The organism is Micromonospora sp. A202 (assembly GCF_006715105.1).
Lineage (GTDB): Bacteria > Actinomycetota > Actinomycetes > Mycobacteriales > Micromonosporaceae > Micromonospora > Micromonospora zamorensis.
Genome location: NZ_VFMP01000001.1, coordinates 1,069,722 through 1,085,554, shown reverse-complemented (window position 1 = coordinate 1,085,554; position 15,833 = coordinate 1,069,722). Strand labels below are relative to the sequence as shown.

At 71.5% G+C, this 15,833-nt stretch carries 12 protein-coding genes; 5 read left to right on the top strand and 7 right to left on the bottom strand.

Annotated features, from left to right (window positions below; all coding sequences use genetic code 11):
- Positions 1–65 precede the first annotated feature (65 nt).
- Positions 66–524, top strand: coding sequence for a PRC-barrel domain containing protein (locus FBZ33_RS05085; protein WP_141908179.1), 459 nt, complete (start codon positions 66–68; stop codon positions 522–524).
- A gap of 65 nt (positions 525–589) precedes the next feature.
- Entirely contained in the window at positions 590–1,336 is a 747-nt protein-coding gene (locus FBZ33_RS05080; RefSeq protein WP_370453074.1) for a tyrosine-protein phosphatase, read from the top strand.
- A gap of 79 nt (positions 1,337–1,415) precedes the next feature.
- Here FBZ33_RS05080 and FBZ33_RS05075 read toward each other — a convergent pair whose 3' ends face one another.
- Together FBZ33_RS05075 and FBZ33_RS05070 are read right to left on the bottom strand one after the other, a co-directional pair.
- Positions 1,416–2,513, bottom strand: a complete 1,098-nt coding sequence (locus FBZ33_RS05075) for a branched-chain amino acid aminotransferase (protein WP_088946555.1) — start codon at positions 2,511–2,513, stop codon at positions 1,416–1,418.
- A 163-nt stretch (positions 2,514–2,676) separates the two neighbouring features.
- Complete coding sequence (locus FBZ33_RS05070; RefSeq protein WP_141908178.1) at positions 2,677–3,708, bottom strand: 3-isopropylmalate dehydrogenase; 1,032 nt, start codon at positions 3,706–3,708, stop codon at positions 2,677–2,679.
- Between the two features lie 231 nt (positions 3,709–3,939).
- Here FBZ33_RS05070 and FBZ33_RS05065 point away from each other — a divergent pair, with 231 nt between their 5' ends.
- Together FBZ33_RS05065 and FBZ33_RS05060 are read left to right on the top strand one after the other, a co-directional pair.
- Complete coding sequence (locus tag FBZ33_RS05065) at positions 3,940–4,782, top strand: FAD:protein FMN transferase (protein ID WP_088946553.1); 843 nt, start codon at positions 3,940–3,942, stop codon at positions 4,780–4,782.
- Positions 4,783–5,168: 386 nt separating this feature from the next.
- A complete protein-coding gene (locus tag FBZ33_RS05060) occupies positions 5,169–5,525 on the top strand; it encodes a hypothetical protein (RefSeq protein ID WP_141908177.1) in 357 nt (118 codons plus the stop codon).
- A 75-nt stretch (positions 5,526–5,600) separates the two neighbouring features.
- Here FBZ33_RS05060 and serA read toward each other — a convergent pair whose 3' ends face one another.
- The 5 genes from serA to FBZ33_RS05035 form a co-directional block, all read right to left on the bottom strand.
- Entirely contained in the window at positions 5,601–7,199 is a 1,599-nt protein-coding gene (serA, locus tag FBZ33_RS05055; protein ID WP_141908176.1) for a phosphoglycerate dehydrogenase, read from the bottom strand.
- 426 nt (positions 7,200–7,625) lie between these two features.
- Entirely contained in the window at positions 7,626–8,639 is a 1,014-nt protein-coding gene (gene ilvC, locus FBZ33_RS05050) for a ketol-acid reductoisomerase (protein ID WP_141908175.1), read from the bottom strand.
- Between the two features lie 93 nt (positions 8,640–8,732).
- Complete coding sequence (gene ilvN, locus FBZ33_RS05045; protein WP_088946549.1) at positions 8,733–9,248, bottom strand: acetolactate synthase small subunit; 516 nt, start codon at positions 9,246–9,248, stop codon at positions 8,733–8,735.
- An 82-nt stretch (positions 9,249–9,330) separates the two neighbouring features.
- A complete protein-coding gene (locus FBZ33_RS05040; protein ID WP_141908174.1) occupies positions 9,331–11,214 on the bottom strand; it encodes an acetolactate synthase large subunit in 1,884 nt (627 codons plus the stop codon).
- A gap of 187 nt (positions 11,215–11,401) precedes the next feature.
- Positions 11,402–13,756: a putative bifunctional diguanylate cyclase/phosphodiesterase gene (locus FBZ33_RS05035; RefSeq protein WP_370453073.1), complete on the bottom strand. Its 2,355-nt coding sequence runs from the start codon at positions 13,754–13,756 to the stop codon at positions 11,402–11,404.
- Positions 13,757–13,885: 129 nt separating this feature from the next.
- Between FBZ33_RS05035 and ilvD the strand changes: the two genes are divergently transcribed.
- On the top strand, positions 13,886–15,733 hold the full coding sequence (gene ilvD / locus FBZ33_RS05030; RefSeq protein ID WP_141908172.1) for a dihydroxy-acid dehydratase: 1,848 nt from the start codon (positions 13,886–13,888) through the stop codon (positions 15,731–15,733).
- The last annotated feature ends 100 nt before the right edge of the window (positions 15,734–15,833 follow it).

Below are 15,833 nucleotides of genomic sequence, written 5' to 3'. Positions count from 1 at the left end.
GGTAGCTCCTGCGGGGACGCACCCACCTACGCCGAGACGATCGGCGACAGTCAGGAGTGAACGGCATGGACAGGATCGATCCCCACGCCACCCACGCCGGGCCGGACCCGCTGCGCGGTGGCGACCAGGGCACGGTGCCCGGCGGCGCGCCGGCCGGCACTTTCGACCCCTGGCGCTACCGGGACCAGGCCGGGGTGGCCGACGCCGACCTGGTCGGCTACAAGGTCGAGGCCACCGACGGTGGAATCGGCAAGATCGACAGCGCCAGCCACGAGGTGGGCGGCAGCTACCTGGTCGTGGACACCGGCCCCTGGATCTTCGGTAAGAAGGTGATGCTGCCGGCCGGCACCGTCAACCAGGTCGACCACGACCAGCGCACCGTCTCCGTCGACCGGACCCGCGACCAGATCAAGGCCGCCCCGGAGTACGACGAGACCAGCCACAGCGACCCGAGCTACCGGGACCAGCTGGGCGGCTACTACGACGAGACGTACGGTGCGCTTCCACCCGGCACGGCACGCTGACGGTTCGGCCCCGACGGCCGGTGGGGCACGGACCCACCGGCCGTTACCGTGAGGGCGTGGACGCCATCGACGACAGCCGACAGATCCCGCTCCCCGCCACCTTCAACTTCCGCGACGCCGGCGGCTACCTCGGGCACGGTGGCCGACCCGTACGCCGTGGTCGGCTCTACCGCTCCGACTCGCTGCACCGCCTCACCGAACAGGACCGGGACGCGTTCGTCGCGATCGGCATCCGCACGGTCATCGACCTGCGCCGCCCCACCGAGGTGGAACGGGACGGCCGGGTGCCGGCATACCAGGGGCTGACCTACCGGCACATCCACCCGGAGCACGACGACTGGGCGGGCGTGCCGCACGAGGAGGGCGCGAGCCTGGCCCGGTACCTCGCGGACCGGTACGCCGCCCTGGCCCAGACCGGCACCGCCGGGCTCGCCGAGGCCGTCGGTCTGATCGCCGACTCCGCCAACGCCCCGGTGGTGGTGCACTGCGTCGCCGGCAAGGACCGCACCGGCATCGTCTGCGCGCTGACCCTCGCCGTGCTCGGCGTCGACGACGCGGACATCACCGCGGACTACGCGCTCAGCAGCGAGGCGTCGGCCCGGTACAGCGCGTGGCTGGCCTCCATCAACCCGGGCGGCGGGGACCTGCCGGCGCCGTTCCTGGCCTCACCCGCCGAGGCGATGCAGATCTTCCTGGACGAGCTGCGCGAGGGGCACGGTTCGGTCGAGGCGTACCTGCGGCACGCCGGCGTGACCGACGAGCAGCTCGCCGCGCTCCGCGCCCACCTGCTCGCCGAGCCCACCGAGGCGTAGACCGCCGAGGTTCCGGACGCCTGTACCGGTCCGACCGCGCCGGCCCGTCCCTCTGGACGGGCCGGCGCGGCGACGGATGTCAGAAGACCCGCTGCACCCAGCCGTGCGGGTCGGCGGCCTCGCCACGCTGGATCTCGACCAGCTGCTGACGCAGGGCCATGGTGACCCGGCCGGGCTCGCCGCCACCGATCAGGAACTCGCCGTCCGGGAAGCGGACCCCACCGATCGGGGTGACCACCGCGGCGGTGCCGCAGGCGAACACCTCCTTCAGGCGTCCGCTGGCGGCGTCAGCCTGCCAGTCGGCGAAGCTGACCGGCCGCTCCTCGACCTGGTGCCCGGCCGCCCCGGCCAGCGCGAGAATGGCGTCGCGGGTGATGCCCGGCAGGATCGTGCCGGTCAACGGTGGGGTCACCACCGTGCCGTCGTCGTAGACGAAGAAGACGTTCATGCCTCCCAGTTCGTCGACGAACCGGCGCTCCACCGCGTCCAGGAAGACGACCTGGTCGCAGCCGGCCTCGATGGCCTCGGCCTGGGCCGCCAGCGACGCGGCGTAGTTGCCGCCGCACTTGGCCGCGCCGGTGCCGCCGGGCGCGGCCCGGGTGTAGTCCGGGGAGACCCAGACGGTCACCGGCTTGACGCCACCGGTGAAGTACGCGCCGACCGGTGAGGCGATCACCATGTAGAGGTACTCGTTGGCCGGTCGGACGCCGAGGAAGACCTCGCTGGCGAACATGAACGGCCGCAGGTAGAGGCTGCCGTGTTCGTCGGTGGGGATCCACTCCCGGTCGATCTCGATGAGCTTGTGCAGCGAGTCGACGAACACCTCGGGCGGCAGCACCGGCATCGCCATCCGCTGCGCCGACGTGGCGAAGCGTGCGGCGTTGGCGTCCGGTCGGAACATCGTCACGCCACCGTCGGCCGTCCGGTACGCCTTCAACCCCTCGAAGATCTCCTGCGCATAGTGCAGCACCGCACTGGCCGGGTCCATCGGGATCGGGGCCCGCGCCTCGACCCGGGCGTCGTACCAGCCCTTGCCGTCGGCGTAACGGACCGTGACCATGTGGTCGGTGAAGACGCGGCCGAACCCGGGGTTGGCCAGCAGGGCGGCCCGGTCGGCGGCCGATACCGGTGCGGGATTCGGACGGATCTCGAAGTCGAGCTTGTCACCACCGCTCATCGCGCTGACCTCCCTGCGGGACAACGGCATGCGGAATCGCACACCGACTTGGCTGTGCCAGAAACTTACCCCGAACGGTCGTTCAGCGGGTAGCGCCGCTCGGGCGAGACAGAGCGGCCCGGCCGGGCCGAGGCCGGGCCGGTCGCTGGTGGGGTCGGGTCGGTCAGGCTACGGCGTGGGCGGCGAGCCGGTCGCCTACCTCTTCGGTACGCAGCGTCACGCCCGGAGTGCGGCTGGCCAGCTCGACGGCGACCGACGCGTTGACCCGGGCCGCAGCCTCGGCGTGCCCGAGCTGCTCCAGCAGCAACGCGGCGGAGAGCACCGCGGCGACCGGGTCGGCGATGCCCTGCCCGGCGATGTCCGGCGCCGAGCCGTGTACCGGCTCGAACATCGAGGGGTACGCCCCCTCGGGGTTGATGCAGCCACTGGCGGCCAACCCGATCCCGCCGGTGACGGCGGCAGCGATGTCGGTGAGGATGTCGCCGAAGAGGTTGTCGGTGACCACCACGTCGTAGCGCTGGGGCTGGGTGACCAGGAACATGGCCGCCGCGTCGACGTGCTGGTATTCGGTGGCGACGTCCGGGTGCTCGGCGGCGACCACGTCGAAGGTGCGCGACCAGAGCGATCCGGCGTGGGTGAGCACGTTGGTCTTGTGCACCAGGGTGACCTTGCGCCGCTCGCGGCGGCCGGCGCGGGCGAAAGCGTCGCGGATGACCCGCTCCACGCCGTGCCGGGTGTTCAGGCTCTCCTCGGTGGCGACCTCGGCGGGGGTGTCCCGGTGCAGCGAACCACCGGCCCCGGCGTAGAGACCCTCGGTGCCCTCGCGCACCACCACCAGGTCGACCTCGCCCGGCTTGACGTTGCCGAGCGGGCCGGCGACCCCGGGCCAGAGCCGGGACGGGCGCAGGTTGACGTACTGGTCGAAGGCGAACCGGAGCTTGAGCAGCAGCCCTCGCTCGAGCACACCCGGCGGAACCGTCGGGTCACCGACCGCGCCGAGCAGGATCGCGTCGTGCCCGGCCAGCTCGGTCAGCACGGAGTCGGGCAGCACCTCTCCGGTACGGTGCCAGCGGGCGGCGCCGAGGTCGTACTCGGTGGCCTGCACGCCGGGCAGCACCGCGTCGAGCACCTTGCGGGCCTGCGCGACCACCTCGGGCCCGATACCGTCCCCGGCAACCACCGCGATCCGCGCCACGACCGCACTCCTCTGCTCAACGGGTTCTCCTCCGGGGCAACGGTACGTGGGTGTCCCGCCTCCCGGTACGCGCCTTCCAATATTCGGGACGCGCGGATGCACAGCACCCTCTCAGCTGAGACTCATGGGGCGGTCATGTCCGCTGCATACCGTGGTGATCAGCGGGTCACGGGGGCCTGCCGACCATCGGCGTCGCGACGACGCGACGCCAAGCGCGAGGGGGTAGATGCGATGCGCATCGACGAGCAGCCGCGGACCCGCTGGCCGGACCCGGCCGCATTCCGCCACCGCCGGCCGGACCTCCGACTCGGCAGCCGTCGACACCGCATCGACCCAACCTCCGCCACCGATGGCCGGATCGCGGTGCAGCACACCGTTCGCACCGCGACCGCCGAATACACCCTCCTGCTCAACGCCCCCGCGTGGCTCGGCCGCCGCGGCGTCGGCGAGGCACTGCGGGACAGCGTGGCGGAGCTGCGCGCCATCGACCTCACCTACGGTCCCAACCGGCCGGAGAGCCTGGTCTCCCGCCTGCGCAGGGGCGAGATCAGCCCCGACTCGTACCCGCCACTCGCCGACCTGGTGGACCGCTGCACGGCCATGCGCGCCGCCACCGACGGGTGGTTCGACGCCTGGGCGGTGCCCGGCGGCTTCGACCCGGGTGGTCTGCTCGGCGGCTGGGCTGTCGAACGCGCCGCCGAGCGGCTTCGCGCCGCCGGCATCCACGACTACGCCGTCCTCACCGGTGCCGACCTCGTCGTTCGCGGCCACGCGCCGCACGGTGGGCCCTGGCGGGTCGCGGTGCACCACCCCACCGCACCCGAGCGCGCCCCGCTGGTGTTGGAGATGACCGCCGGAGCGGTCGGCACGTCCGGGGTGACCGGGCGGCAGGGGCACGTGGTGGACCCGCACACCGGTGAGCCGGCCGACCAGCTCGTCGCCGCCACCGTCGTGGGCCCCGACCTCACCATCGCCGACGCCTACGCCACAGCGCTCTACGCGGCCGGCCCCACCGGCCTGTCGTGGTTCCGTGGCAACTCCGACTATCGGGCGCTGTTCGCACACCGACGCTGAGAAGAACGCGGTCGCAGCGAGCCCGTCTCCCCGCGGCGCTCGGGCCCGATTCGCACCTCGGTCGCTTACAGGCGGCCGGACGGGCCAATGCGATCGGCCCCCACGGTCTCGGCAACGACCGTGGGGGCCGGTCAGCGACGAGTGCGCGTGGCTCGCACAATCGAGGGGTGCGGACCGGTCGGGCTGGACGTCGACCGCGCCACCCGAAGACGGGCCGGCGCCTCGAACTCGGCCAGTGACCGCAGACGTACGCTAGCGAATCGACGCAACTCGACGCAAGAGTCTCCACAGCGGACCGTCGTGACCGGAGACTGCGGTATCCGGTTGGTTGACCCGGCGGCGAGGCAGTTTCGACATGGTGAACGACGGATGGCACGCTGTCCGCCGTGAGTTTCGATCTGAGCGTGTGGGCCCTGGAGCACGGGGCGACGCCCGAGGACGTACGGACAGCGGTCGAGGGTTGCCGACAGGGGCGACACGTGGACCGTTACCCCGACCCGAGGGTGGTCAGCTTCTACCGCGCCATCACCGCCTCCTATCCGGACCGCCACCCCGGCCCGAACAGCCCGTGGGCGGTGGCGCCACTGCACGCCGCACACGATCACGTCGAGTTGAACCTGCACCCGACCTGCGCGGACCAGGTGCTGCTGGACATCGAACGGCTGGCCGGCGAGCACGGGCTGATGCTCTTCGACCCGCAGGACGGCTCGGTCTACCCGCCCCCGGCCCGGCTGCCCGGCTGACCTGACCGGCGGCACGGACGGGAAATGACGAGGGGCCCGGCGAATCGCCAGGCCCCCCACGGTGTTTGTCGTCTACTACTCGTCGCGCAGGTCGGCGGCGCTGGCCGACGTGGCACCGATCGAGTCGGCGGCAGAGGTCAGCAGGTCCGCGCCGAGCGCCTGGTCGACGGTCAGCGTCATCAGCGTCTCACCGCCCGCCTCGCGCCGAGCCACCTGCATGGCGGCGATGTTGATGCCGGACTCGCCGAGCAGGGTGCCGACGGTGCCGACGACGCCGGGCCGGTCGGCGTAGCGCAGGAAGAGCAGGATGCCCTCCGCGCCGATCTCCACGTCGAAGCCGTCCACCTCGGTCAGCTTGAGGACGTCCCGGGCACCGGAGTGCGTGACAGTGCCGGAGACGCTGACCGTACGACCATCCGGCAGCGCGCCACGCACAGTCACCAACGTGGGCTGCTCGGCCGTCTCGGCCAGGGTCGCCAGGGTGACCTCGACGCCACGCTCGGCCGCCAGGTGCGGGGCGTTGACGTAGGTGACCTGCTCCTCGACCACCGAGCTGAACAGGCCCTTGGTGGCGGCGAGCTTGAGCACCGACACGTCGTGGCTGACGATCTCGCCACGCACCTCGACCGTGACGCTGGCGGCAACCCCACCGGCGACAGCGGTGAACGCCCGACCCAGCTTCTCCGCCAGCGGCAGCAGCGGCCGGACGTCCTCGGCGACCACGCCGCCGGCCTGCACGTTCACCGCGTCCGGGACGAACTCGCCCTGCAACGCCAGCTTGACGCTCCTGGCCACGGCGAGACCCGCCTTGTCCTGCGCCTCGTGGGTGGAGGCGCCCAGGTGCGGGGTGGCCACCACGTTGTCGAAGGCGAACAGCGGCGACGAGGTGCACGGCTCCTTGCTGTACACGTCGACACCGGCGCCGGCGACCCGCCCCTCGGCGATCGCGTTCGCGAGCGCCTGCTCGTCGACCAGCCCGCCACGGGCGGCGTTGACGATGCGAACGCCGGGCTTGACGATCGCCAGCTCCTTCTCACCGATCAGCCCCACCGTCTCCGGCGTCTTGGGCAGGTGGATGGAGATGAAGTCGCTCTCCCGCAGCAGCTCCTCCAGACCGACCAGACGTACGCCGAGCTGCGCCGCGCGGGCCGGCTGGATGTACGGGTCGTACGCGATCAACCGGGTGCCGAACGCGGCGATGCGCTGCGCGAAGAGCACCCCGATCCGACCGAGCCCCACCACGCCGACGGTCTTGCCCTGCACCTCGACGCCGGTGTACTTCGACCGCTTCCACTCCCCCGCCTTGAGCGCGGAGCTGGCGCTCGCGGTGTTACGCGCGACGGCCAGCAGCAGTGCGACGGCCTGCTCGGCGGCGGAGACGATGTTGGAGGTGGGCGCGTTGACGACCATGACGCCCCGGGCGGTGGCGGCCGGCACCTCGACGTTGTCCAGCCCGACGCCCGCCCGGGCGACCACCTTGAGTCGCGGCGCGGCGGCGACCGCCTCGGCGTCGATCTGGGTCGCGCTGCGCACGATCACGGCGTCGGCCTCGGAGAGCGCCGCGAGCAGGGCCGGACGGTCGGTGCCGTCGACGTGACGGACGTCGAAGTCGTGGGCGAGCACCTCGATGGCGGCGGGGGCGAGTTCTTCGGCGATCAGTACGACAGGATTCATCGGTCCTCGTAGAGGTCGTGTTTGCGATCGGCCCGGGCGGCGGGGCGCCGCACTGCACCCTGCGCTGATCCGTGCCGTGGCCGTCAGGTGCCGGCTGCTGCACCTACCCGCGATCGTAGGTGCCTTGCTGCCCAGCATGTTCCGGTCTTCGGGGTGAGGGCCCTCACACGCCCGGTCGGGCGGCGGACATCGACCGTTCACCGGGCCGAAACGGTCCCGCCCGCCGCCGCGCCCGCCCACCGGTGCCATGACCCGCGCAACATCGGGGAAACTGCTGCCTCGAAGCAACCTGAGGGCGCAATATCCCTGATGTTGCCCGGATCACGGAGGGCATCGAGCGCGTTGAGGGGCGGGCGGCGCATGGTCGACGGCCCCGGGCGACGCTGGGGAGAGCGCCGGCCGGGGCCGTCGGTGTCGCAGGATGCGTCAGGCGGTCTCGGTGATCGGGCGGTCGACCCAGCTCATCATGCCGCGCAGCTTCTTGCCGGTCTCCTCGATCGGGTGCGCCGTACCCTCGGCCTGCCACTTGGTGAAGTTGGGCCGGCCGGCCTCGTCCTCGGCGACCCACTCGCGGGCGAACTCGCCGGACTGGATCTCGCCCAGGATCTTGCGCATCTCGTCCTTGACCCGGGAGTCGATGATGCGCGAGCCGCGGGAGAGGTCGCCGTACTCGGCGGTGTCGGAGATGCTGTAACGCATCTTCGCGATGCCGCCCTCGTACATGAGGTCGACGATCAGCTTCAGCTCGTGCAGGCACTCGAAGTAGGCGACCTCCGGGGCGTAACCCGCCTCGGTGAGCACCTCGAAGCCGGTCTGCACCAGTGCGGAGGCACCGCCGCAGAGCACCGCCTGCTCGCCGAAGAGGTCGGTCTCGGTCTCCTCGGTGAAGGTGGTCTTGATCGCGCCGGCGCGGGTGCCACCGATGCCCTTGGCGTACGCGAGGGCGAGGGCGAACGCGTTGCCGCTGGCGTCCTGCTCGACGGCGACGAGGCAGGGCACGCCCTTGCCGTCGGCGTACTGGCGGCGCACCAGGTGGCCGGGGCCCTTCGGCGCGACCATCGCCACGTCCACCTCGGCCGGGGGCGTGATCAGGCCGTACCGGATGTTGAAGCCGTGGCCGAAGAAGATGGCCTTGCCCGGGGCGAGGTTCGGGGCGATCGACTCCGAGTAGATGGAACGCTGGGCGGTGTCCGGTGCGAGCACCATGATCACGTCGGCCTCGGCGGAGGCCTGCGCCGGCGTGAGGACCCGGAAGCCCTGCTCCTCGGCCTTGGGACGGCTCTTCGAGCCCTCCGGCAGACCGATCACCACGTCGACGCCCGAGTCACGCAGCGACAGCGCGTGGGCGTGACCCTGGCTGCCGTAGCCGATCACCGCGACCTTCCTGGCCTGGATCAGGCCGAGGTCGGCATCGTCGTCGTAGAACACCTCAACGCTCATGAGAACTTCCCTTTCGTACGACGGCCGGGGCGGCCCGTCGTGGTCTGTGTTGATGGGTTCCGGGGCAGCCCGCCAGGGCCGACCGGGTGGCGGTCAGGCGGCCCGCAGCGCGGGACCGGCGGTGATCGAACGCGAGCCGCGCCCGATCGCCACCAGGCCGGACTGGACCATCTCCTTGATGCCGAAGGCTTCGAGATCGCGCAGCAGCGCGTCGAGCTTGTCCGGGGTGCCGGTGGCCTCGATGGTCAGCGTGTCCGGTGCGACGTCGACGACCCGGGCGCGGAACAGGTTGACGGTCTCCAGCACCTGGGACCTCGCGGACCTGTCGGCGCGGACCTTCACCAGCAGCAACTCACGGGCAACCGAGACCTGGGGATCCAGCTCGACGATCTTCAGCACGTTGACCAGCTTGTTCAGCTGCTTGGTGACCTGCTCCAGCGGGGACGACTCCGCGTTGACCACGATGGTGATCCGGGAGACGTCCGGGTTCTCGGTCTCACCCACGGCGAGACTGTCGATGTTGAACCCGCGCCGGGAGAACAGGCCGGAGACCCGGGCGAGCACGCCCGGCTTGTTCTCCACGAGCACGGACAGAGTGTGCATCGTCATGCCACGACCTCGCTTCGCTCGGTCCTGGCACGCCCCTGCGCATCACTGAGCTCGATGATTCGTTCGCTTCGCTCACTCATAGTTAAATGTCATCCTCGTCGAAGGTCGGGCGGACGCCGCGGGCGAACATGATCTCGTCGTTGCTGGTGCCGGCGGCGACCATCGGCCAGACCATCGCGTCCTTGCCGACCACGAAGTCGATCACCACCGGGGCGTCGTTGATCTCCATTGCGGCGGCGATGGTCTTGTCCACGTCGGCCGCGTTCTCGCAGCGCAGACCGACGCAGCCCAGTGCCTCGGCGAGCTTGACGAAGTCGGGGATGCGGTGCTTGTGGGTGCCGAGCTCGGTGTTGGAGTAGCGCTCGTTGTAGAACAGCGTCTGCCACTGCCGGACCATGCCGAGGTTGCCGTTGTTGATGACGGCGATCTTGACCGGGATGCCCTCCAACGCGCAGGTGGCCAACTCCTGGTTGGTCATCTGGAAGCAGCCGTCACCGTCCACCGCCCAGACCACCGTGTCCGGCTTGCCGACCTTGGCGCCCATCGCCGCCGGCACCGCGTAGCCCATCGTGCCGAGACCGCCGGAGTTCAACCAGGTGTACGGCTTCTCGTAGGAGATGAACTGGGACGCCCACATCTGGTGCTGGCCCACCCCGGCCACGAAGATCGCGTCGGAGCCGACGATCTCGCCCAGGCGCTTGATCACGTACTGCGGGGAGAGCGTGCCGTCGGACGGCTCGTCGTAGCCCAGCGGGTAGCGGTTGCGCAGGTCGTCCAGTTGGGTCCACCAGTCACCCAGGTCGGTGCTGTGACCCGCCGACCGCTCGACGGTCACCGCGGCGATCAGCTCGTCGATGACGTGCTTGGCGTCGCCGACGATCGGCACGTCCACGTGCCGGTTCTTGCCGATCTCGGCGGGGTCGATGTCCGCGTGCACCACCGTCGCGTCCGGGGCGAACGAGTCCAGCTTGCCGGTGACCCGGTCGTCGAACCGGGCACCCAGCGCAACGATCAGATCCGCCTTCTGCAGGCCGTAGACCGCGGCGACAGTGCCGTGCATGCCGGGCATCCCCAGGTGCTGCTGATGCGAGTCGGGGAACGCGCCGAGCGCCATCAGCGTGGTGACGACCGGGATGCCGGTCAGCTCGGCCAGCCGGCGCAGCCCGTCGGTGGCGCCGGCCTTGAGCACGCCGCCGCCCACGTAGAGCACCGGCCGGCGGGCGCCGGCCATCAGCCGCGCCGCCTCCCGGATCTGCTTGCCGTGCGGGTGCAGGGTGGGGCGGTAGCCCGGCAGGTCCAGGGTCGGCGGCCAGCTGAAGGTGGTCGGCGCCTGGAGCACGTCCTTGGGGATGTCGACCAGCACCGGGCCGGGTCGCCCGGTGCTGGCCAGGTGGAACGCCTCGGCCAGCACCCGCGGGATCTCCTCGGCGTTCTGCACGAGGAAGTTGTGCTTGGTGATCGGCAGGGTGATGCCCTGGATGTCGGCCTCCTGGAAGCCGTCCGTGCCGATCAACGGGCTGGCCACCTGCCCGGTGATCGCGACGATCGCCACCGAGTCCATGTACGCGTCGGCGATCGGGGTGACCAGGTTCGTCGCGCCCGGGCCGGAGGTGGCCATGCAGACGCCGACCTTGCCGGTGGCCTGCGCGTAACCGGTCGCCGCGTGTCCGGCGCCCTGCTCGTGCCGCACCAGGATGTGCCGGACGGTGGAGTCGTAGAGCGGGTCGTACGCGGGCAGGATCGCGCCGCCCGGAATGCCGAAGACGACGTCGACGTCGAGCGCCTCGAGGGACCGCACGAGCGAGCCGGCCCCGGAGACCTGGGCCGAGGCGGTGGGTCGTACCGCCGGGACAGCCGGGGTGGCCGCGCTGCGTGCGGCGGCCGGGTCGACGTCGACGGCGGGGTCGGCGGAGGCGCGGGCCCGGCGGGCGGTGTGGGCGAGGGTCTCGGGCGTGGGTCTCGTCATGACGGTTCTGGCCTTCGGCTGGAGTGGCTGGTGGCTAGTCAAGCGATGCGACACGGGCGGGGCTCGCGTCGCCAGGTTCCGATGGCAATAAAAACGGCCCTCGTGCAGATGCACGGGGCCAGCGCACTCTCAGGAGGGAGAGTGCGCTCAGGTAAGTACTCGCAGCGACCGGTACGACGACATGCGGCTAAGCCTGACGCATCTCACGCGATGAGTCAACTGATCCCACATGTTGGTTAACGGACGCCGGCGCGTCGGTCGGCGACGCGCTGTCGGCAGGCGGGTTGAGCTGCCCTGACCCGCCCGGATGCCGACGCGGCGTGGGCAGCGGAGCAGGCCGCGCACCGGGTGAGGTCGCCGCTTCCAGCATCGCCTCCAGGTGCTCGGCCGGCACTCCCCAGCCGAAGAGCGCGCCCTGGCCGAACCGGCATCCGGCGGCCACCACGGCGGCCAGCTCGGTCGGCGTCGTCACCCCCTCGGCGATCACCTCCAGCCCCAGCTGGTGGCCCAGTCGCATGACGATGTCGACCATCGGCGCGAACGCCGGACCGTCCTGGTCGACCGGGCGGACCGGCTCGTGCTCGGCGACCAGGCTGTGGTCGATCTTCAGGATGTCGATCGGGAGCCGCCGCAACTGCCCCAGCGACGAGTAGCCGGCCCCGAAGTCGTCCAGCGCGATCCGGACGCCGGTCAACCGCAGCGCGGTCAGCCGCCGGATCAGCTCGTCCAGGTCGGTGGCGACCGCGTGCTCGGTGACCTCCAGCACCAGCCGCTGCGGCGGCACGTGGTGGGCGCGCAGCGCCTCGGCGACCTGCACCACGTACTCCGGGGCGTGCAGCTCACGCGGGGAGACGTTGACCGACACCCACACGTCGTGCCCGTCGGCCAGCCACCGGGAGAGCTGGTAGCAGGCCTGGTGCAGCACCCAGGCGCCGAGCGGAGCGATCATCCCGCACTCCTCGGCGAGCGGGATGAACTCGTCCGGACGGACGTTGCCCAGCTCGGGGTGGTGCCAGCGGAGCAGAGCCTCGGCGCCGACCGGCCGCACCGACGGCAGCGACGCCACCGGTTGGAAAGCCAACCGCAGCTCGTCGCGGTCGATGGCACCGCGCAGCTCGTGCTCCACCGCGGTCCGCCGACGCAACAGCTGGTCGTACGCCGCGTCGTAGCGCTCGATCCGGTTCTTGCCGCGCTGCTTGGCGTAGCGCAGCGCCAGGTCGGCGTGGCGCAGCAGCAGCTCCACGTCTCCCTCCCCGGCCGACCCGGCCACCCCGATGCTGACCGACAGGAAGACCGGCCCCTCCGGCTCGTCGTACGGCCGGTTGACCACCCCGAGCAACCGTTCGGCGACCCGGTCCGCCTCGGCCGGCCGGCCCTGCATGAGGACGGCGAACTCGTCGCCGCCCAGCCGGGCGGCCACGTCGCCGGGGCGCAGGTTGGCGCGCAGTCGCCGGCCCACCTCGGCCAGCACGGCGTCGCCCACGTCGTGACCGCGCATGTCGTTGACGTTCTTGAAGCCGTCCAGGTCGAGGCCGAGCAGGACGCGGGGGTTGCCCGTCGCGGCGCTGTCGTGCAGTGCGCGGAGCAGACCACGCCGGTTGGCCAACGACGTCAACGGGTCGGTGTGCGCCAGCTCCCGGAAGTGCGCCTCCCGCTCGGCCAGGCGGTCCGCGTACCCCCGGACGTCGCGGAGGGTGAGGTATTGCCGTGCCACCAGGGCGAAGCCCTCCACGCTGCCGGCCACGATGCCCGCCGCCGTGAACCGGCCGTCCTGGGCGAGGTGGTACATCGCCGACGCGGCCATCGCCAACATCGGGGCGATGGCGTACTCGCCGTCGCGGCCGATCAGGTCCAGATCGACCTGTCCGGGCCGGTCCGCCCGGTACACCGACAGCGCGACGGTCAGCAGGCCGGCGGCGAGCACCGCGGCACCGGTCAGCGCCATCGTCGGCCCGGCCTGGCAGAGCCCGGCGCTCAGGCCGAGGCCACCGCAGGTCACCGCGGTGATGCCGGAACCCAGCGCGGCGAGCCGTCGACGGGGGGTCGCGGCCCGGAAGACCACGATCACGGCGAGCCCGGCGCCGAGGGCGGCGCTCACCGTGGCCACCAGGATCGCCGGGCAGGCCATCGGGGTGGCGGCGCCGAGCAGCCGGGTGGGCTCGGAGAAGAGCACCCAGCCGACGAACCACAGCGCGGCGGCCATGACCAACCCGTCCAGGGCGAGCCGGGCCGTTCCCGACGCGGTGGCGGCAACCCCGGGCAGCCGGAGAAGACCGGCGGCGAAGGCCAGCCCGCTCAGCGCCGCGCCGATCGCCACCACTGTCGCCCAGCCCGTACGCTGCCCCTGCTCGTGGGCCCAGTGGTCGTTCGCGCTGAGCGCGGCCACGACCCCGGCCAGCAGACTGAGCAGCGCGACCCCGGCGGCCGCGGCGAGCAGCACGTGTGCGGGCCGGCGCGGCCCGGTACGCCGCCAGGCGACGACGGTCAGCAGCACGGCGGCCACGGCGGCGGCGAGCCCGCTGAGCGCCGCCACAGCGACCATGCCCGGGGGGAGATGCACGCTCCCAAGAGTGCCGGATGCGCGCGAGTCGTGGGGGGCTGGGTGTGCATCTGTTGGGACACGGCGCCCACCGGGGCCGGCCCCCGTGGCTGCGGTGTCATGCTGGTATGCATGCCTGAGCTGCGGTCGAGGACTTCCACACACGGTCGGACGATGGCCGGCGCCCGGGCCCTCTGGCGGGCCACCGGGATGACCGACGACGATTTCGGTAAGCCGATCGTCGCCATCGCCAACAGTTTCACCCAGTTCGTGCCTGGTCACGTCCACCTCAAGGACATGGGTGGCCTGGTCGGCGACGCGATCGCCGAGGCCGGTGGGGTGGGCCGGGAGTTCAACACCATCGCGGTCGACGACGGCATCGCCATGGGCCACGGCGGCATGCTCTACTCGCTGCCCAGCCGGGAGCTGATCGCCGACGCGGTGGAATACATGGTCAACGCGCACTGCGCGGACGCCCTGGTCTGCATCTCCAACTGCGACAAGATCACCCCGGGGATGCTGCTGGCCGCACTGCGGCTCAACATCCCGACCGTCTTCGTCTCCGGTGGCCCGATGGAGGCCGGCAAGACGATGGCGATCGAGGGCGTCGTGCACAGCAAGATCGACCTGATCGACGCGATGATCGCCTCCTCGAACGAGGCGGTCACCGACGAGCAGCTCGGCGAGATCGAGCGCTCCGCCTGCCCGACCTGCGGCTCGTGCTCCGGCATGTTCACCGCCAACTCGATGAACTGCCTCACCGAGGCGATCGGGCTGGCCCTGCCGGGCAACGGCTCGACGCTGGCCACCCACGCCGCGCGCCGGTCGCTCTTCGTCGAGGCCGGCCGCACCGTCGTGGAGATCTCCAAGCGGTGGTACGACGGCGACGACGACTCGGTGCTGCCCCGCACTGTCGCCTCCAAGGCCGCCTTCGAGAACGCGGTCGCCCTGGACGTGGCGATGGGCGGGTCCACCAACACGGTGCTGCACCTGCTCGCCGCCGCCCGGGAGGCGGAGATGGACTTCGGCGTCGCCGACATCGACGCGATCTCCCGGCGGGTGCCGTGCCTGGCCAAGGTCGCGCCCAACTCTCCGAACTACCACATGGAAGACGTGCACCGGGCCGGCGGCATCCCCGCGATCCTCGGTGAACTGGACCGGGCCGGGCAGCTCAACCGGGATGTGTGGGCCGTGCACTCCCCCTCGCTGGCGCAGTGGCTGACCGACTGGGACGTGCGCGGCGGCTCGCCGACACCGACGGCCGTCGAGCTGTTCCACGCGGCTCCCGGCGGCGTGCGTACCGTCGAGCCGTTCTCCACCACCAACCGGTGGTCGTCGCTGGACACCGACGCGGCCGGTGGCTGCATCCGGGACCGCGAGCACGCCTACTCCGCCGACGGTGGGCTGGCCATCCTGCACGGCAACCTGGCACCGGAGGGCAGCGTGGTGAAGACCGCCGGCGTGCCGGACGACTGCCTGACCTTCCGCGGCCCGGCGAAGGTCTACGAGTCGCAGGACGACGCGGTGACCGCGATCCTCGCCAAGCAGGTGGTCGCGGGTGACGTCGTGGTGATCCGGTACGAGGGACCCAAGGGCGGCCCCGGCATGCAGGAGATGCTCTACCCCACCTCGTTCCTCAAGGGACGTGGGCTGGGCCGGTCCTGCGCGCTGCTCACCGACGGCCGATTCTCCGGCGGCACCTCCGGGCTCTCCATCGGGCACGTCTCCCCCGAGGCGGCCTCCGGTGGGCTGATCGCCCTGGTCCGTGACGGTGACGAGGTCGTCATCGACATCCCGAACAGGTCGATCGAGCTGAACGTGTCCGCCGAGGAGCTGGAGGCGCGACGGGTGGCCGAGGAGAAGCGCGACAAGCCGTACACCCCGACCGACCGGCAGCGCCCGGTGTCGGCGGCGCTGCGCGCGTACGCCTCGATGGCCACCTCGGCCAGCGACGGCGCCTACCGCCGCGTCCCGGAGTAACCGCCGCGAGGCCCAGGTCGCTTGATCAACATGGGATCGCCCACCCGCCTGTATGTCACCGGTGACGTAGTACAGGCGCCCACGGCTTGGCGTCCTCTGT

Coding starts and splice junctions, on each gene's coding strand:
- FBZ33_RS05065 (WP_088946553.1), top strand. CDS start 3,940: ATGCGCATCGACGAGCAGCCGCGGACCCGCTGGCCGGACCCGGCCGCA.
- ilvD (WP_141908172.1), top strand. CDS start 13,886: ATGCCTGAGCTGCGGTCGAGGACTTCCACACACGGTCGGACGATGGCC.
- FBZ33_RS05035 (WP_370453073.1), bottom strand. CDS start 13,756: ATGGTCGCTGTGGCGGCGCTCAGCGGGCTCGCCGCCGCCGTGGCCGCC.
- ilvC (WP_141908175.1), bottom strand. CDS start 8,639: ATGAGCGTTGAGGTGTTCTACGACGACGATGCCGACCTCGGCCTGATC.
- FBZ33_RS05040 (WP_141908174.1), bottom strand. CDS start 11,214: ATGACGAGACCCACGCCCGAGACCCTCGCCCACACCGCCCGCCGGGCC.
- ilvN (WP_088946549.1), bottom strand. CDS start 9,248: ATGACGATGCACACTCTGTCCGTGCTCGTGGAGAACAAGCCGGGCGTG.
- FBZ33_RS05075 (WP_088946555.1), bottom strand. CDS start 2,513: ATGAGCGGTGGTGACAAGCTCGACTTCGAGATCCGTCCGAATCCCGCA.
- FBZ33_RS05085 (WP_141908179.1), top strand. CDS start 66: ATGGACAGGATCGATCCCCACGCCACCCACGCCGGGCCGGACCCGCTG.
- serA (WP_141908176.1), bottom strand. CDS start 7,199: ATGAATCCTGTCGTACTGATCGCCGAAGAACTCGCCCCCGCCGCCATC.